Genomic DNA, 18,609 nt, shown 5'->3' on the forward strand with positions numbered 1-18,609 from the left:
TAAAAATTTAAATCAGTGTATAGGTAACTATATTATAATAATTAGGAGATATAATAATGGAAATAATATTTGCTATAGCTATAATTACTGGAGCTTTTTGTTATTATCAAAATAATAAAATTAGTATAACTAATCTAAAAGTAAAGGGTGAAGTTAATAATAGAATACGAATAGTACAAATATCAGATTTACATAGTAAAGAGTTTGGAAAAAATAATAGTACTTTATATAAAATTATTATAAAACAGAAGCCAGATATTATTGTAGCAACAGGAGATTTAATAGATTCAAATATGAAAAGAATTGATGAGATAATTGAATTTTGTAATAGGTTAAATAAGAAAGCTCCTGTGTATTATATATTAGGAAATAATGAAATACGATGTTCTAGATTAAATGAAATAATAGAAAAGCTAAAAGAAAAAAATATTAATGTTTTAGAAAATGAAATAGAAACAATAAAAATTAAAGATAATATAATTAATATTTTAGGATTGGCAGAAAAGAGAGTAGATAAAGGAGAAATGTTTTATAGTAAGATAAATAGTAGATATGAAGTTGATAATGTAGATAGTTTATTTAGAAAGTTAGAAAAGGCAATAGGCATTAAAATTGTTTTATCTCATTATCCAGAGAATTATGAATATGTAGGCCAGTATTCTTATAGCAAATATAATTTTGACATAATGTTTTCAGGTCATGCCCATGGAGGACAATTCATATTGCCAGGTATAGGGGGAATATTTGCACCGGGACAAGGATTATTTCCAAAGTATTATAAAGGTATATATGGCGAGAAAAGCAAATTAGTTGTAAGTAGAGGATTAGGGAATAGTGGGTTTCCTTTAAGATTATTTAATAGACCAGATGTAGTTGTTTTAGATATTACAAGTAATAAGAGAGTAAAGTAAAATATTTTTAAAATAAATAAGAGCTTATTGCAGTAGCAATAAGCTCTATTTATTATTATAAACTAATTACATTGATTTGTGGAATGTTCTGTTTATAACGTCTAATTGTTGTTCTCTTGTTAATTTAATGAAGTTAACAGCATATCCAGAAACTCTGATAGTTAATTGTGGATATTCTTCTGGGTGTTCCATAGCATCTAATAAAGTTTCTCTATTAAATACATTTACGTTTAAGTGTTGAGCTCCTTGAGAGAAGTATCCATCCATCATAGTACCTAAGTTGTGGATTCTGTTTTCAGGTGTTTTTCCTAATGCATCTGGAACAATTGAGAATGTATTAGAAACACCATCTTGTGAATGTTCGTAAGGAATCTTAGCAACTGAGTTTAATGATGCTAATGATCCACTACAGTCTCTTCCGTGCATTGGGTTAGCTCCTGGTGCAAATGGTTCTCCAGCTTTTCTTCCGCATGGAGTTGTACCAGTTTTCTTACCGTAAACAACGTTTGAAGTGATTGTTAATACTGATTGAGTATGATAAGCATTTCTGTAAGTCTTGTTTTGTCTGATCTTATTCATCATGTTTTCAACTAACCAAGCAGCAATTTCGTCAACTCTGTCATCGTCGTTTCCGTATTTAGGGAAGTCACCTTCAACTTCGAAGTCGATAGCAATACCTTCTTCATTTCTTATTGGCTTAACCTTAGCAAATTTGATTGCAGAAATAGAGTCAGCACAAACTGATAAACCAGCTATACCACAAGCCATAGTTCTGAATACATCTCTGTCATGTAAAGCCATTTGTAATTTTTCATAAGAATATTTATCATGCATGTAGTGGATAACATTTAAAGTATTAACATAAAGGTTAGCTAACCAGTCTGTCATAACATCAAATCTTTCCATTACTTCATTGTAATCTAAGTATTCACCAGTTAATGGAGCAGTCTTAGGTCCAACTTGAACACCAGATTTTTCATCTTTACCACCGTTTATAGCGTAAAGTAAAGTTTTAGCTAAGTTAACTCTAGCACCGAAGAATTGCATTTGCTTACCAACTCTCATTGCAGATACACAACAAGCGATAGCATAGTCATCTCCCCAGTATGGAGCCATTAAATCATCATTTTCGTATTGAACTGATGATGTATCAATAGAAACCTTAGAACAGAAATCTTTAAATCCTTGAGGTAATCTAGTTGACCATAAAACAGTTAGGTTTGGTTCTGGTGATGGTCCTAAAGTATATAATGTATTAAGTACTCTGAAAGAGTTCTTAGTAACTAAAGTTCTACCATCTAATCCCATACCACCGATTGATTCAGTAACCCAAGTTGGATCTCCTGAGAATAAATCGTTGTATTCTGGAGTTCTTAAGAATTTAACTAATCTTAACTTCATTACGAAGTGATCCATTAATTCTTGAGCTTCAGCTTCAGTAATAACACCGTTTCTTAAATCTCTTTCAATATATATATCTAAGAAAGTAGAAGTTCTTCCTAAAGACATCGCAGCACCATTTTGGTCTTTGATAGCTCCTAAGAATCCAAAGTATAACCATTGAATAGCTTCTCTAGCATTAGTAGCTGGTTGAGATATATCAAATCCATAGCTAGCAGCTAATCCTTTTAATTCTTTTAATGCAAGGATTTGATCAGAGATTTCTTCTCTTAATCTGATTACATCTTCATCTATAGTTTTAACTTCTAAGCTTAACTTTTGTTGTTCTTTATCTTGAATTAATCTATCAACACCGTATAGAGCAACTCTTCTGTAGTCACCTATGATTCTTCCTCTACCATAAGCATCTGGAAGACCAGTGATAACACCAGATTTTCTAGCTAATCTCATTTCAGTAGTATAAGCGTCGAAAACACCTTGGTTGTGAGTTTTTCTATATTTGCTGAATATTTCTGAAATTTTTGGGCTTACTTCATATCCATAAGCTTTAGCAGCACTTTCAGCCATTCTGATACCACCGTATGGCATTACAGCTCTTTTTAATGGAGCATCAGTTTGTACACCAACGATTTTTTCAAAAGCTTGGTCAATATAACCTGGGTTATATTCGTTAATTCCAGATATAGTTTCTGTATCTACATCTAAAACTCCACCATTTTCTCTTTCTTTCTTGAATAATTCACTAACTTCTGCCCAAAGTTTAGTTGTAGCTTCAGTAGCTCCAGCTAAGAAACTATCATCACCTTCATATGGAGTGTAGTTAGTTTGGATAAAGTTTCTTACGTCAACGTTTTTTGTCCATGAACCTGTTTTGAAATCATTCCATTCTTCTCTCATTTATAGCGCCTCTTTTCTTAAAATTATTACATAAGTAATGTCATTTAATGTAAATGATAACAATATTTAAATAATAATTATTATCATTTAATAATGGCATATTAAAACTATATCATTAAAATCTTAAATTTTCAAGCTTTAAATAAAAAAAAATAAAGCTAGAAGTCAAAAAAATTTTTGATTTAAATTTATAATGATTTAATTTCTTAAATATAATAACATAGTATTAGTTTATAATCAAAGGGATTGGATAGAAAATAAGGGATGATATTGTAGAAAAAAGGGTAATATTATTAAAAAATATGAAAAAGTAATAAAAATGTATTTATATAGTTAAAAAGTTAACAATTATATAAAATAAATTTATAAATTTTATAAAAAATAACAAATAAAAAGAAACTTTACAAAAAGTTTCTTTTTATTTGTTATTCAATTTTATTTAATACCTTGTTCGTATTGTTCTACCATTCTCTTAACCATTTCGCCACCAACGCTACCGCATTGTTTAGAAGTAAGATTTCCATTGTAATCTGTAAAAGGAACTCCCATTTCATTTGCTACTTCAGTTTTAAATTTTGATAAACCATTTTTTGCTTCAGGTACTAATTTTTGTGCCATTTAAAGTCCCTCCTAAATTTTGAAAAATTATTTTGTAAAGTAGTTATTTACTTTACACTATTATATTGTGCAAAAAAGTCTTTAATAACCTATAAAAAAGTAGGGAAACAAGCCAAAAAAGATATTTATATAAAATAAATTCCTTTATTATTACTAGATAACAAATTAGATATAAAATGGAAATAATGAATTTATTATTATATAATTAATGAAATATTAATAAAATGTTAACAGTAAATCTTTTCAATATGGATATATAATATAAATTTTTCCATAAAAATATTAAATTAGAAAAAAATATAGAAAATGTAGACAAGTAAATATATTAGTGATAATATGAGGGTAAAATTGATAACCAATATCAATTACTAAAAGTTTTCAAATGAATTTGATTTTCTTTTAAAGATAATAGTGAGTTATGGGGGATAACCAATGAAAAAGAGATATTTATTTATTATATTAATACTATTATCAATTACATCAATATTTATTGGTGTATCCAGTATTAGTATAAATGATATATTAAGCTTTAATATAGATAAGATACATGTATTACTTATAAGTAGAGTTCCAAGGTTAATAGCAATATTAGTTGCAGGAATTGGTTTGAGTATAAGTGGTCTTATAATGCAACAAATTAGTAAAAATAAATTTGTTTCACCAACTACAGCAGCCACAGCAGACTTTGCAAAACTAGGAATATTATTTTGTATAATGATAATTCCTAATGCTACCACTATGGAAAAAATGATTGTATCATTTGTGTTTGCTGGATTAGGAACAGTTTTATTTATGAAAATGATAAAAGCCATAAAAATAAAAAATATAGTTTTTGTACCTTTAATAGGTATGATGTTAGGTAAGATAGTTGGGTCAATTACTACTTTCTTTGCTTATAAATATGATTTAGTCCAAAATATTTCCTCTTGGATGGAAGGGGATATGTCATTAATAATGAAGGGAAGTTATGAATTACTTTATTTAAGTGTTCCAATGGTAATAATAGCATTTTTATATGCTAATAAATTTACTATAGTAGGAATGGGAGAAGATTTTGCAGTTAATTTAGGTCTTAACTATAATTTTGTAGTAAATGTGGGACTAGCAATTGTCTCATTAATATGTGCAGTAACAATTATAACTGTGGGTAATATACCTTTCTTGGGACTTATTATTCCTAATATAGTTAGCTTATATAGTGGAGATAATTTAAAGAAAACATTATACCATACAGCATTATTAGGCCCTATATTCTTACTTGCTTGTGATATTCTAGGAAGAATTATAATATTCCCATTTGAAATGTCAATAAGTTTAACTGTAGGGGTAATTGGAAGTATAATTTTCCTTTATATGATAATAAGGGGGACAAAAAATGAAGACTAAAGATAAAAGAAGCATAATTATTTTATCAGTATTGGTTTTAGTATTAGTAATTTCATTTTTATTTATTGGAGTAAATAGCATTAACTTTAAATATGCTTTATATAGAAGAATTCCTAAAATATATGCAATGATATTAACAGGTGGAGCAATAGGATTCTCATCATTAATATTCCAAACGGTAACAAATAATAGAATATTAACGCCTAGTATTTTAGGAATAGATTCATTATATGTCTTACTACAAACAACTGTAGTATTTTTGTTAGGATCATCTTCGGTAATAATGAGTAATGGAAATATAAATTTTATAATTACAATAGCATCAATGCTTTTATTTTCAAGTTTAATGTATAAATTTATATTTAAAAAAGGTAGTAAAAATATATTTACATTATTATTAGTTGGAGTAGTGTGTGGAACTTTATTTGAAAGTTTAACTACATTTATGCAGGTTTTAATTGATCCAGTAGAATTTCAAGTGGTACAAGATAAAATGCAAGCAAGTTTTAATAATATAAATACAGATTTATTATTCATATCCAGTATAGTAATAATTATTTGTATAGGATATGTTTATGACTATTTAAAAATATTAGATGTTATGGCATTAGGAAGAGATGAAGCTATAAACTTAGGTGTAGATTATGACAAAATGGTGAAGAAGATATTAATAGTTGTAGTTTTATTAACATCGGTAGCTACAGCCTTAGTTGGACCAATAACATTTCTAGGATTGCTTGTAGTAAATATTGCAAGACAACTTATAGTAACTTATAAACATAGTGTTTTAGGAATTTCAACTATATTAATTAGTGTAATTGCATTAATAGGTGGACAATTACTAGTTGAACAGTTAATGGATTTTGGAGTTTCAGTAAGTGTAATAATTAATTTTATTGGAGGAATTTATTTCATTTACTTAGTAATGAAGGAGAGAAATAGATGATAGAAGTAAAAAATATAACTAAAACATATGGAAATAAAAAAGTAGTAGATAATGTATCTTTAAATATTCAAGAAGGAAAAATAACTTCTTTCATAGGTCCTAATGGAGCAGGTAAAAGTACTCTTCTTTCAATAATGAGTAGACTTTTAAAGAGAGATTCTGGAGAAGTTTTAGTAGATGGTAAAGATATATTGAAATGGGATAATAAAGAGTTAGCTAAAAAAATAGCTATTTTAAGACAGTCAAATAATATTAATATTAGATTAACTATTAAAGAATTGGTTAGCTTTGGTAGATTTCCTCATTCTCAAGGAAATTTAAAAGAAGAAGATTATAGATATATAGATGAAGCAATTAATTATATGCAACTTAAAGAATTTGAGGATAGATATCTGGATGAGCTAAGTGGAGGACAAAGACAAAGAGCCTATATTGCTATGGTAATAGCTCAAAATAGTGATTATATATTCTTAGATGAACCTTTAAATAATCTAGATATGAAGCATTCAGTTGAAATTATGAAGACATTAAGAAAACTTTGCGATGAATTGAATAAAACAGTTGTAATAGTAATACATGATATTAACTTTGCATCTTGTTATTCAGATTATATAGTGGCTTTAAAGGATGGAAAGCTTATAAAGAATGGACCAACTGAGGAGACCATACAAAAAGAAGAATTAGAGAATATTTATGAGATAGATTTCCATATTGAAAATATTAACAATAGAAATATATGTGTATATTTCTAATAAGCAAAACAGTTAATAAAGGCAAATTTTAAAATTTGCCTATTATATAAAAAGTTTATTGATAATGAATATCAATATTAAAAATAATATAAAGAGGTGGATAATAATGAAGAAAAAAACAATTATATCAATAGTAGTTTTATTAGTAGTAGTGTTAGGTATATTTGGTATTACTAAGTTTGCAGGAGCTGAGGGAAATAATGAAGGAGAAACTATTGTTGTTACTCATGAGCTTGGAGAAACAACAGTTAATAAAAATCCTAAAAGAATAGTGGTATTTGATTATGGAATTCTAGATTCATTAGATAAATTAGGGGTTGAAGGAATAGTAGGTGTAGTTCAAAGTGGACTTCCAGAACATTTAAGTAAGTTTGCAAGTGAAGATTATTCAAATATTGGATCTTTAAAAGAGCCGGATATGGAAAAGATATTTGAATTAACACCAGATTTAATAATAATTTCAGGAAGACAAGCTGATTACTACGAAGAATTAAGTAAAATTGCACCAACAATACATTTAGGTGTAAAAAATGAAAATTATTTAGAGTCATTTACAGAAAATATGAATATATTAGGTGAAATATTTGGAAAAGAAAAAGCTGTTGAGAAAGAGCTTACAACTATAAATGAAGCAGTTGAGAAACTAAATGCAAAAGTTACAGAAAAAGGTGTTAATGGACTTATAGCTTTAGCTAATGATGGGTCATTTAGTGTATATGGTGCAGAATCAAGATTTGGAATAATTCATAATAGTTTTGGAGTAATCCCAGTTGATGAAACTATTGAAGCTTCAACTCATGGACAAAAAGCTTCATTTGAATATATAGTAGAGAAAAATCCACAGTACTTATTTGTAATTGATAGAGCTGCTATTGCAGGGGGAACAACTTCAGCTAAGGAATTATTTGAAAATGAATTAATGGCAAAAACAGACGCGTATAAAAATGGTAATATAGTGTATCTAAATCCAAGTATTTGGTATACTGCAACAGGTGGATTTACATCAACAATGATGATGGTTGAAGAAATAGACAATGCAATAAAATAAATTTAATGAATAAAAATAAGCTAGATACTAATTTGTAACTAGCTTATTTTATTATGTGAAATTATAGTAAAGTATCAATTAATATAAAAATAAAAAACAAAATATGTAATAAAATAAGAATTAAAATTAAATTTTAGTAAAAGAATAAAGTGAAATATGATAAAATAATAATTGACAAATAAAACCAAAAATAGTATATTATTATTAACTTTAATACTTTAATGTGCTAAAGGGGGAGATTTAAATTAAAAATATACTACCAGAAGGAACTAGAGATTTTACTATTGATGAATGTAAAAGAAGAAATGAAATTATTAAAACTACAACTGAGGTATTTAAAAAATGGGGATATGAAGAGATATCGACGCCTACAGTTGAGTATTATGAAACCTTTAATCATAAAACTCAAAGTTTAAAGGAAGAAGAAATGTATAAATTTTTTGATAGCAACGGAAGAATATTAGTTTTAAGACCAGATATGACAGTGCCTGTGGCAAGAATGATAAATACTAAATTAAAAGATATGGATTTACCATTAAAGCTTTTTTATACTGCAAATGTGTTTAGAGTTCATGAAAGTCTAGAGGGAAAAAGAAATGAATATTTGGATTGTGGAATTGAACTAATTGGTGGAGATGGAGAAATAATAGATCTAGAAATTTTGGTGACAGCATTAGAAGTATTAAAATCATTGAATACAAGAGAAGATTTTAAGTTAGAGATTGGGGATGTAAATATTTTAAGATCTGCAATTAATGAAATGAACTTAAGAGAAGAAGATAAAGAAAATATAATTGACCTTATTAATAAAAAAAGTCTTATAAATTTGAAAGATTATCTAGAAAATTTAAAAATCAAAGGTGAATATAAGGAATTTTTAAATACTTTACCTTGGCTTTTTGGGGGATACGATATGATAGAAAAAGCTAAGGGGTTGGCTTTTAATAATAGAGTTAAGGAAAATATTTTATATTTAGAAAAGATATTTTTAAATTTAAGAGAATTAGGTTATGAAAAATATATATCTGTAGATATGAGTATGGTTCCACGAGTTAATTATTACTCAGGAATTATTTTTAAGGGATATGTTACAGGAATAGGATCAACTGTATTAAAAGGGGGAAGATACAATGATTTATTAGAGAATTTTGGGAGAAAAAGTTCGGCAATAGGTTTTTCAGTAGATGTAAATTTACTAATTAATTCTTGTAACTATGATGAAAAAATTGATAGAAAGCCTATTTTGGTAGAAAAAGATAATTATTTAATAAAATTAAAAGAGATAATAAAAAAAACAAGAGATGATGAATATTTAGAGATTGTATATAGAGAATAAAAGTAGGTGATTTAATTTGATTAGTATAGCACTTACCAAAGGTAGGATAGAAAAAGATGCCGTGAAAATATTCGAAAAGGCAGGTTTCGGAATTGATGAATTAAAGTCTAAAGGAAGAAAATTAGTCTTTAATGATAGTAAGGAAGAAATAAAATATTTTTTAGTAAAAGCTAATGATGCAGTAACATATGTGGAACATGGAGTTGCTGATATGGCTATAGTGGGTAAGGATACACTATTAGAAAAGGGTGAAAACTATTATGAAGTTTTAGATTTAGGTATAGGAAAGTGTAAGTTTATTGTAGCAACCTTACCAAATGTAAATATTTTTAATCGAATAGGGCATATAAAAATAGGCAGTAAATATCCTAATGTTTCTAAAAGGTATTTTGAAGGAAAGGGAATGGATGTTGAAGTAATAAAAATTGAAGGTTCAGTAGAGCTTGCACCTATATTAGGAATTAGCGAAGGTATAGTAGATATAATGGAAACTGGAACAACATTAAAGGAAAATGGATTAATTGTTGTTGATGAAATTTGTGATATAAGTTCAAGAATTATTGTCAATAAGTCTAGTTTTAAGCTAAAGAGAAATGAGATAAATGAAGTTATAGATAGAATAAGAATGGCATGTAATAATTAGTGTTTATTATATAAAACTAAAGGGGGCGAGTTAATATGATGGACATAATAGAATTAAGCAGTAAAGGTATAAGTGATGTTGTATCAATAATAAAAAAGAGAAGCAATACTTTAAATGTAAGAAAATCTGTAGAAGAAATAATTGAAAATGTAAAGTCATCTGGGGATAAGGCTTTAAGGGGGTATACTTTAGATTTTGATAAAGTATATCTGGAAAGTTTTAAGATAGAAAAGGAAGAGATTGAAAAGGCATATAATGAAGGTGATTTAGAATTTATAGAAATATTAAAGGAAAGTATTAAAAATATAGAAAAATATCATCAAAATCAAAAAAAGACAAGCTATATATATCAAAAGGAATTAGGTGTTTTTATGGGGCAAAGATTAATTCCTATGGATAGTGTAGCTATATATGTTCCAGGAGGTAAAGCTGCGTATCCGTCATCTGTTTTAATGAATGCAATTCCAGCAAAAGTTGCAGGAGTAAATGAAATAGTATTAGTTACACCACCAGATAAAAATGGTGAAGTTAACAAACAAATATTAGTTGCAGCAAAGTTATGTGGAATAAATAAAGTTTATAAGTTAGGAGGAGCGCAGGCAATCGCTGCACTAGCTTATGGAACTGAAAGTATAGAAAATGTTTCTATGATAGTTGGACCAGGTAATGCTTTTGTAGCGGAAGCTAAGAGACAAGTATATGGAGATGTGGGAATTGATATGGTGGCTGGCCCTAGTGAAATTTTAATTGTTGCAGATGAAAAAGCAAATCCTAAATATATTGCAGCAGATTTAATGTCTCAAGCAGAGCATGATGAATTAGCCTCTTCAATATTAGTTACAACCTCTAAAAAGTTAGCAGATAAGGTAAACAAAGAGATAGAAGTACAAGTTAAAAATTTAAGTAGAAGAAATATAATTGAAAGTTCACTTATCAATTTTGGGAAAATAGTAATTTGCAAATCCATAGAAGAGTGCATTGAGTTAGCTAATTTAATAGCACCAGAGCATTTAGAACTTTTAATAGATAGTCCTATAGAGTACTTAGAACAAGTTAAAAATGCAGGTTCAGTATTTTTAGGGGAGTATACACCAGAACCTATAGGTGATTATTTTGGAGGAACTAACCATGTATTACCAACAGGTGGTACTGCAAGGTTTTCATCACCACTATCAGTAGATACATTTGTTAAGAAATCATCATTCCTATATTATTCACAAAAAGCGGTAGTAAGAGATGGCGAAAAGATAATTAGATTTGCAAATGAAGAGGGTTTAACTGCTCATGCAAATTCAGTAAAGGTAAGGTTAGATAATGAAGAAGATAAATAGTTATAATAATGTAGCAAATATGGATATAGGAATAAGAGTAAATGCAAATGAGAGCTATAAAAATATAAGTGATGATGAGTTAAAAGATATAATAGAAGATGTTGTAAAGTTAAAATTTAATAGATATCCAGATAGCGAATGTAATGAGTTGAGAGAATTATATGGAAAAGTAATTGGAGTAAATAAGGAAAATTTAATAGCCGGAAATGGCTCAGATGAAATGATTTCTTTAATTATAAGCTCACAGATTACTAGAAGAAAAGTTGTATTAACTATAGATCCAGATTTTTCAATGTATGACTTTTATACATCTCTCAGTGATGGAGTAATAAAAAAATATAAAACTGAAGATGATGGTTCTTTTTCTGTTAATAAATTTATTAATTTTGGTAAAAAGTTATCTCCAAAGCTAATAATATTTTCTAATCCTAATAATCCAACAGGAAACGTAATTAGTAATGAGGATATATGTTATATATTAGAATCTTTTAAGGATACTTTAGTTATTGTTGATGAAGCATACTATGAGTTTTATGGACAAAGTATGATTCAATATATAGAAAAATATAAAAATTTAGTAGTAACTAGAACATTATCTAAAGCATGGGGATTAGCAGCTTTAAGAGTAGGATTTTTAATTGCAAATAAAGAGTTAATAGAAGAGTTGAATAAAAGTAAGGTACCTTATAATTTAAATACATTTTCCCAAATGGTGGCATGTAATGTTTTAAAACACCCGGAAAAGATACTTAAGAGTGTAGAGGAAGTAGTTTATGAAAGAGAAAGGTTATATAAAAATTTAAAGCATATAGAAGAGTTAAGTGATAATAAAATAATATTCTATAAATCTAAAGCTAATTTTATATTTGGAAGATCTATTATTAAAGAAGATATAAGAAAAATGCTAGATAATAAAGGGGTATTAATTAGATATTTTAATGATGATAGTTTTAGAATAACTGTTGGATCAGCCTTAGAAAATGATTTAGTAGTTAATATAATAGAAAAGGTTGTATTAGATGTGGGGGAAGATAATGATAAGAACATCAAAAATTAAAAGAGATACAAAAGAAACTAATATAAACTTAAGTATTAACTTAGATGGAGATGGAGTTAATAATATAAAAACAGAAATAGGTTTTTTTAATCATATGTTGACATTAATGGCATTCCATAGTGATATTGATATTAATTTAGAAGCTGATGGTGATTTAGAGGTATGTGATCATCATTTAATTGAGGATATTGGGATTTGTCTAGGTAAGTGTATAAAAGAAGCATTAGGAGATAAAAAAGGAATAAAGAGATATAGTACAGTTTGTATTCCTATGGATGAATCTTTAGTTATGGTATCTTTAGATATTAGTGGAAGATCATTTTTGTATTTTGAAGGAGATTTTAAAAGGGAAAGTATAGGAAATTTTTCTGTAGAAATGGTTAAGGAATTTTTTAGAGCTCTTGCATTTAATGCAGAAATAACTCTTCATATAAAAGTATTATATGGAGAGAATGATCATCACAAAATTGAAGGGATTTTTAAAGCTTTTGGTAGGGCATTAAAAGAAGCTATAAAAATAGAAAGCAATGTAATACCATCATCAAAAGGATGTATATAGGTATTTAGAATAAGCCTGTTAGGAGTTGAAAAGTAGGATGATTGTTATTATTGATTATGGTATGGGAAATTTAAAGAATGTTTATAATGCACTAAAACACTTAAATATAGCTTCAAAGGTATCTAATGAAATAGCAGAAATAAAATGTGCAGATAAATTAATTTTACCTGGGGTTGGAGCATTTAATAAAGCTATGTATAACCTTAATAATATGGGATTAACTGAGATTATAAAAGAGAAAGTCAATAATGGAACACCTTTATTGGGGATATGTTTAGGAATGCAAATGATATTTCAAAAAGGATATGAGAATGGGGAATGTGAAGGTTTAGCCTTTATAGATGGAGAGGTTAAGATTTTAGAACCTAAAGAAAAGGTGAAAATACCACATATAGGTTGGAATAAATTAGAGTATAATAGCTCAAATGATTTAATTAAAGGGTTAGATGAGAATAGTTTTGTATATTATGTACATAGCTATGCTGCGACAAATGTAAAGAATGAAAATTTAGTAGGATTTTCAAATTATGGTGGTATTAAAGTTCCTTCAATTGTTTGCAATAATAATGTTTACGGAACTCAATTTCATCCGGAAAAAAGTGGAGAAGTAGGGCTTAGAATACTTCAGAATTTTAGGGAGGTAATAAAATGATTATAATTCCAGCTATAGATATAATTGGAGGAAAAGCAGTTAGATTATATCAAGGTGATTATAGAAAAAAAGAAGTTGTGGGAAATGACATATTTGATATAGCAAAAGGTTTTGAAAAGAGCGGAGCAAAATATATACACTTAGTAGATTTAGATGGAGCCAAAAAAGGAAAATTAGTAAATAAAAAAATAATACTTAATCTAGCTAAGGAACTTACTATTCCAATAGAAGTAGGTGGAGGAATTAGAAATTATAAAGAAGTGGAAGAATTAATTAATCATGGAGTTAGTAGAGTTATTTTAGGTACAGCAGCTTTAGAGGATGAAGAATTTGTTTCTAGCGTAGTAAGAGATTTTGGAGATAAAATTGCAGTTGGAGTTGATTGTAAGAAGGGGTATATATGTACAAGAGGATGGCTTGAAGAGAGCAATGTACATTATATAGAATTTTGCAAAAGAATGGAGAACATTGGAGCTAAAAATATAATTTTAACTGATATAAGTAAAGATGGAACATTAGAAGGTACTAATATATCTATGGTAAAGCAACTTAAAGAGTATGTATCTGTTAATATTATAGCTTCTGGTGGTGTTAAAGATTATTATGATATTAAAAAACTTAATGATTTAGATATATATGGAGTAATTATAGGAAAGGCATTATATTCAGGAAATATTGATTTAAAGGAAGCTATTAATTTATGTAGATAGTAATTTTTAAATTGTTATGAATAAGGGGGTGTCAAATGCATACGAAAAGAATTATACCTTGTTTAGATGTTAGGGATGGAAATGTTGTTAAAGGAGTAAATTTCGTAGGGATTAAGGAAATAGGAGATCCAGTGCAATTAGGAGAATATTATTATAAGCAGGGGGCAGATGAACTTGTTTTTTTAGATATAACAGCAACTTATGAAGATAGGGGGATAATGGAAAAGGTAGTAGAGAGAGTAGCAGAAAAAATATTTATACCATTTACAGTAGGTGGTGGAATAAAAAGCATTGAAGATATAAGAAGAATTCTTAGGGCAGGTGCAGATAAGGTTAGTTTGAATTCTGCGGCAGTAAAAAATAAAAATCTTATAAGTGAAGGTGCTACATACTTTGGAAGCCAGTGTATAGTATTAGCAGTTGATGCTAAAAGAAGAGATGATAATTCTGGATGGAATGTATTTGTAAATGGTGGAAGGGTAGATACTGGAATAGATGCTTTAAGTTGGATTAAAGAGGCTGTTGAACTTGGTGCAGGAGAAATATTACTTACTTCTATGGATGCAGATGGGACAAAAAAAGGATTTGATATAGAGCTAACTAAGATGGTAAATGAAATCACTAGTGTACCTATAATAGCATCAGGGGGATGCGGTAGCTTAAAGGATTTTGAGGATATTTTTAAGGATGGAAAAGCAGATGCAGCATTAGCAGCTTCATTATTCCATTATGGTGAACTTACAATAAATGAGGTAAAGGAATATTTAAAAGAAAATAAAATAGCAGTAAGAACAATATAGGTATTTGGAGGATTTATGAATAGCGAATTTGATAGTAGCAAAATTCTATTGGATTTTGACAAAGGAGATGGGCTTATACCTACTATAATTCAAGATTACTATAGTAATGAAGTTTTAATGCTTGCATATATGAGTAAAGAAAGTTTTGAATTAACAAAAAAAACAAAACAAACTTGGTTTTACAGTAGAAGTAGAAATGAGCTATGGAATAAAGGAGCAACTTCGGGAAACTTTCAAGAAGTAAAAGAAATTTTGAGTGATTGTGATAATGATACTTTACTAATAAGAGTAAAGCAAAATGGTGTGGCTTGTCATACAGGGAAAGTAAGTTGTTTTTTTAGGAGGATTATTTAAGTGGTAGTAGATGATTTATATAAAATAATACAAGATAGAAAAAAATCAGGTGAAGAAGGTTCTTATACTAAATATTTATTTGATAAAGGTACAGATAAAATATTAAAAAAGGTTGGAGAAGAGTGCACTGAGGTAATTATTGCAGCAAAAGGGAATGAGAAACAAGAACTAGTTAATGAAATTTGTGATTTAGCCTATCATATATTAGTATTAATGGCAGATCAAGATGTTAATATTGAAGAAGTTAAAAATGAATTAATTAATAGAAGAAACAAAATCAATAACTTTAAGGGTGAGAGAAAAGAAATAGAACAGATATAGTTATAAAATATAAATACATTTCTACATTTATTATATAAGCCAATGGTATTAAATTATCATTGGCTTATGTTATAATAAGTTTGTTACATAAAATAAATTTGTACTTTGATTTATAAGAAAGTTACTTTAATAAGAAAAATAGTATAGGAGAATTTAGAATGGTTAAAGCAGTGATTTTTGATTTAGATGGAACATTATTAGATACGTTAGAAGATTTAGCAAATGCATGTAATTATGCATTGAAAAGCTGTGGATTTAATGTTCATGATGTAAAAGATTATACTAGATTTGTAGGAAATGGACGATATAAATTAATTGAACGAATAGTACCAGATAAGTATAAAGAGGATAAAGAAGTAATAGATAAAGTTTTAGGATTATTTGATGAGTATTATGAAGAGCATATGGTTGATATGACAAAACCTTATGATGGTATTATGAAAATGATAGAAGAGTTAAAAGAGAAAAATATAAAAATTGCAGTAGTGTCAAATAAGCCACATGAATTTGCTGGAGAGGTAGTTAAAAGATATTTTGGAGATGCTTTTGAAATAACATATGGACAAAGGCCAAATCATCCAACTAAGCCAGACCCTAAAACTGTTTATGAAGTAATAGAATTATTGAATGTTGAAAAAAATGAATGTATATATGTTGGTGATTCTGATGTTGATGTAAATACTGCAAAAAATGCAGGGGTTAAGTCAGTTGGAGTTTCATGGGGATTTAGAGGTGAAGAAGAGTTAAGAGAAGCAGGTGCAGATTATATAATTAGAAATCCAATTGAATTAATAGAATTATTGACAGTATAAAAGTAAATAAGCTTTTTACAAAATAGATATATGAGATTAGCTTATATATCTATTTTGATTTTAATGTAAATGATAGAAAAATATTGACAAAATATAAAAAAAGATATATTATTAGCATAATACCGATAGGAAAAGTAGGGATATGTATAGTGTTGAAAGTAGGTGGGTTTATGAAAATTTCTACTAAAGGAAGGTATGGGATTAGAGCTTTAATTGATTTAGTAATTAATTCTGAATGTGGAAGTGTAACTTTAAAGGCTATATCAGAACGTCAAGAAATATCAGAAAGATATCTAGAGCAAATATTTTCATTGCTTAGAAAGGCAGGATTAATAATAGGAAGAAAGGGAGCACAAGGTGGGTATACTTTGTCAAAAAACCCTAACGAAATTACAATAGGTGAGATTTTAAGAGCCTTAGAAGGTGAGTCCCTTCTTATAGATATAAATGATGATAATTCCAATGATATGGAGAGATTTGTAAACAAGGTTATTTGGAGTGAAATTAATAAAAAAATAAATGATTATTTTGAATCCATAACATTAGAATATATTGTTGAAGAATATAGAAAGGAAAAAGAAGAAATTATATATTATATATAATTTAAGCTAGTATAAGTTATAAATTTAATGTAATATATATATTGATATTTATAAATATATATATATTGATATATATAAATATATAGGAGGAAAAAATGAATAACACTTTTTTATCAGATTTTATAATGATAACAAATTTTAAAACAATAGCCTTTATTATTCTTCTTATAGCCGTATTATTTGGAGTAAATATTATGTCTAAAAAGAAAGTAAAGTTTTCTACAAGAATGATAGTTTCGACTATTGCAGGTTTAATTTTAGGGCTAATAATTCAATTAGTAGCAGGATTCCCAGATAATCCAGGTGATGTTCAATGGATTAATGAAGTAAATAAGTGGTATGGACTTATTGGGTATGGTTTTATGGACCTACTAAAAATGCTTGTAGTACCTTTAATATTTGTATCAATAATTAGAGTTATTATTAATATGCAAGCAGGGGAGAACCTTGGAAAGTTAACAGTAAGATCATTACTTATATTATTAGGAACAACGACTATCGCAGCTGTTGTTGGTATTGTAGTAGGTAATTTATTTAAATTAGGAGTTTCGGCTAATGTAGTTGAAAGTACAAATGAAATAAGGGAAATAACACCAGTAGTTGATACATTAAGAGGATTACTTCCATCAAATCCAGTATCTGCAATGGCAGAGGGGAATGTAGTTGCAGTAGTAATATTTGCAGCATTTATTGGTAACTCTATGAAGATATTAAATAAAAAATACAGTGATGTTATTAAGCCTGTAACTGATTTAGTTAATGGGTCTTATAAAATAATTACTAGTATAGCTATGACAGTTATAAAGCTTATGCCTTATGCAGTAGTAGCATTACTTGCTAATACAATAGCTGGAAGAGGTGTATCAGCAATAAAAGAAGTTGTTGAATTTATAATAGCTTTATATGTAAGTATAGTTATTGTATTCATTATACATTTAATAATTATTGCATTTTTAGGTATTAATCCATTTAAATACTTGAAAAAAGTTATGGAACCATTAATTTTAGCTTTTACATCTCGTTCAAGTTTAGGAACATTACCAGTTACAATAGAAACATTAACTGACGATGTTGGAGTGGACAATGGAATAGCATCATTTGTAGGAAGTTTAGGATCTAATATAGGTATGAATGGATGTGCAGCTATTTATCCAGCATTAATGGCTGTAACATTAGCAAATATGACAGGAACAACAATGGATATAAGCTTCTATGGAATGCTTATAGTAATAATAGTTATTGGTTCATTAGGAATTGCAGGTTTACCAGGTAGTGCAACGATGGCAGTTTCTGTAGCTATATCAGGAATGGGAATGGGAGCATACTTCCCATTAGCAGGAGGAATAATAGCAATTGACCCTATACTAGATATGGGACGTACAATGTTAAATGTAAATGGGACAATGGTTACAGCAGTAGCTGTAGGAAAAAGTTTTAACAAAATAGATAAAGAAAAGTTAAATAAAAATTAGT

20 protein-coding genes are annotated in these 18,609 nt (G+C 28.0%); 18 read left to right on the forward strand and 2 right to left on the reverse strand.

What is annotated here, in order from left to right; translation table 11 throughout:
• The first annotated feature begins 56 nt into the window (after nucleotides 1-56).
• On the forward strand, nucleotides 57-911 hold the full coding sequence (locus tag EJJ37_RS12235) for a metallophosphoesterase (protein WP_133015866.1): 855 nt from the start codon (nucleotides 57-59) through the stop codon (nucleotides 909-911).
• 66 nt (nucleotides 912-977) lie between these two features.
• Here the strand turns inward: EJJ37_RS12235 and pflB are convergent, their stop codons facing one another.
• Together pflB and EJJ37_RS12245 are read right to left on the reverse strand one after the other, a co-directional pair.
• Entirely contained in the window at nucleotides 978-3,209 is a 2,232-nt protein-coding gene (pflB, locus tag EJJ37_RS12240; RefSeq protein WP_133015867.1) for a formate C-acetyltransferase, read from the reverse strand.
• 435 nt (nucleotides 3,210-3,644) lie between these two features.
• Nucleotides 3,645-3,827, reverse strand: a complete 183-nt coding sequence (locus EJJ37_RS12245) for an alpha/beta-type small acid-soluble spore protein (RefSeq protein ID WP_133015868.1) — start codon at nucleotides 3,825-3,827, stop codon at nucleotides 3,645-3,647.
• Nucleotides 3,828-4,259: 432 nt separating this feature from the next.
• On the opposite strand from EJJ37_RS12245, the gene EJJ37_RS12250 reads away from it, so the two are divergent.
• The 17 genes from EJJ37_RS12250 (at nucleotide 4,260) to EJJ37_RS12330 (ending at nucleotide 18,608) form a co-directional block, all read left to right on the forward strand.
• Nucleotides 4,260-5,213 (forward strand): ABC transporter permease, encoded by a 954-nt coding sequence (locus EJJ37_RS12250; protein ID WP_133015869.1) that lies wholly within the window; start codon nucleotides 4,260-4,262, stop codon nucleotides 5,211-5,213.
• Complete coding sequence (locus EJJ37_RS12255) at nucleotides 5,203-6,159, forward strand: iron chelate uptake ABC transporter family permease subunit (protein ID WP_133015870.1); 957 nt, start codon at nucleotides 5,203-5,205, stop codon at nucleotides 6,157-6,159. Before EJJ37_RS12250 ends, EJJ37_RS12255 begins: the two co-directional genes overlap by 11 nt.
• Complete coding sequence (locus tag EJJ37_RS12260) at nucleotides 6,156-6,911, forward strand: iron ABC transporter ATP-binding protein (RefSeq protein WP_133015871.1); 756 nt, start codon at nucleotides 6,156-6,158, stop codon at nucleotides 6,909-6,911. The genes EJJ37_RS12255 and EJJ37_RS12260 overlap by 4 nt, the downstream gene beginning before the upstream one ends.
• Nucleotides 6,912-7,017: 106 nt before the next feature.
• Nucleotides 7,018-7,959, forward strand: coding sequence for a siderophore ABC transporter substrate-binding protein (locus EJJ37_RS12265; RefSeq protein ID WP_133015872.1), 942 nt, complete (start codon nucleotides 7,018-7,020; stop codon nucleotides 7,957-7,959).
• 253 nt (nucleotides 7,960-8,212) lie between these two features.
• Complete coding sequence (gene hisZ, locus EJJ37_RS12270; protein WP_275547955.1) at nucleotides 8,213-9,295, forward strand: ATP phosphoribosyltransferase regulatory subunit; 1,083 nt, start codon at nucleotides 8,213-8,215, stop codon at nucleotides 9,293-9,295.
• A 16-nt stretch (nucleotides 9,296-9,311) separates the two neighbouring features.
• Complete coding sequence (hisG, locus tag EJJ37_RS12275; RefSeq protein ID WP_133015874.1) at nucleotides 9,312-9,938, forward strand: ATP phosphoribosyltransferase; 627 nt, start codon at nucleotides 9,312-9,314, stop codon at nucleotides 9,936-9,938.
• A 35-nt stretch (nucleotides 9,939-9,973) separates the two neighbouring features.
• Nucleotides 9,974-11,269: a histidinol dehydrogenase gene (gene hisD / locus EJJ37_RS12280; RefSeq protein WP_133015875.1), complete on the forward strand. Its 1,296-nt coding sequence runs from the start codon at nucleotides 9,974-9,976 to the stop codon at nucleotides 11,267-11,269.
• On the forward strand, nucleotides 11,253-12,326 hold the full coding sequence (gene hisC / locus EJJ37_RS12285) for a histidinol-phosphate transaminase (RefSeq protein WP_226891467.1): 1,074 nt from the start codon (nucleotides 11,253-11,255) through the stop codon (nucleotides 12,324-12,326). The genes hisD and hisC overlap by 17 nt, the downstream gene beginning before the upstream one ends.
• Nucleotides 12,304-12,885: an imidazoleglycerol-phosphate dehydratase HisB gene (gene hisB, locus EJJ37_RS12290; RefSeq protein ID WP_204596861.1), complete on the forward strand. Its 582-nt coding sequence runs from the start codon at nucleotides 12,304-12,306 to the stop codon at nucleotides 12,883-12,885. The genes hisC and hisB overlap by 23 nt, the downstream gene beginning before the upstream one ends.
• 37 nt (nucleotides 12,886-12,922) lie before the next feature.
• Nucleotides 12,923-13,537 carry an imidazole glycerol phosphate synthase subunit HisH gene (gene hisH / locus EJJ37_RS12295; protein WP_133015876.1) on the forward strand — a complete coding sequence of 205 codons (615 nt, stop codon included), beginning with the start codon at nucleotides 12,923-12,925 and terminating at the stop codon, nucleotides 13,535-13,537.
• Nucleotides 13,534-14,247 (forward strand): 1-(5-phosphoribosyl)-5-[(5-phosphoribosylamino)methylideneamino]imidazole-4-carboxamide isomerase, encoded by a 714-nt coding sequence (hisA, locus tag EJJ37_RS12300; RefSeq protein WP_133015877.1) that lies wholly within the window; start codon nucleotides 13,534-13,536, stop codon nucleotides 14,245-14,247. Before hisH ends, hisA begins: the two co-directional genes overlap by 4 nt.
• Before the next feature lie 35 nt (nucleotides 14,248-14,282).
• Nucleotides 14,283-15,047, forward strand: coding sequence for an imidazole glycerol phosphate synthase subunit HisF (gene hisF, locus EJJ37_RS12305; protein WP_133015878.1), 765 nt, complete (start codon nucleotides 14,283-14,285; stop codon nucleotides 15,045-15,047).
• Nucleotides 15,048-15,062: 15 nt separating this feature from the next.
• Nucleotides 15,063-15,401: a phosphoribosyl-AMP cyclohydrolase gene (hisI, locus tag EJJ37_RS12310; protein ID WP_133015879.1), complete on the forward strand. Its 339-nt coding sequence runs from the start codon at nucleotides 15,063-15,065 to the stop codon at nucleotides 15,399-15,401.
• The gene (hisE, locus tag EJJ37_RS12315; protein ID WP_133015880.1) at nucleotides 15,402-15,722 is read left to right on the forward strand and encodes a phosphoribosyl-ATP diphosphatase; all 321 of its coding nucleotides are present in this window, start codon (nucleotides 15,402-15,404) and stop codon (nucleotides 15,720-15,722) included. It abuts the gene before it with no gap.
• A 158-nt stretch (nucleotides 15,723-15,880) separates the two neighbouring features.
• A complete protein-coding gene (locus EJJ37_RS12320) occupies nucleotides 15,881-16,534 on the forward strand; it encodes an HAD family hydrolase (protein WP_133015881.1) in 654 nt (217 codons plus the stop codon).
• Nucleotides 16,535-16,704: 170 nt separating this feature from the next.
• The gene (locus tag EJJ37_RS12325) at nucleotides 16,705-17,136 is read left to right on the forward strand and encodes an RrF2 family transcriptional regulator (protein ID WP_133015882.1); all 432 of its coding nucleotides are present in this window, start codon (nucleotides 16,705-16,707) and stop codon (nucleotides 17,134-17,136) included.
• Nucleotides 17,137-17,231: 95 nt separating this feature from the next.
• Nucleotides 17,232-18,608 (forward strand): cation:dicarboxylate symporter family transporter, encoded by a 1,377-nt coding sequence (locus tag EJJ37_RS12330; protein WP_133015883.1) that lies wholly within the window; start codon nucleotides 17,232-17,234, stop codon nucleotides 18,606-18,608.
• Nucleotide 18,609 lies beyond the last annotated feature (1 nt).

The sequence above is a fragment of the Clostridium cuniculi genome (genome assembly GCF_004353185.1).
GTDB lineage: Bacteria > Bacillota > Clostridia > Clostridiales > Clostridiaceae > Clostridium > Clostridium cuniculi.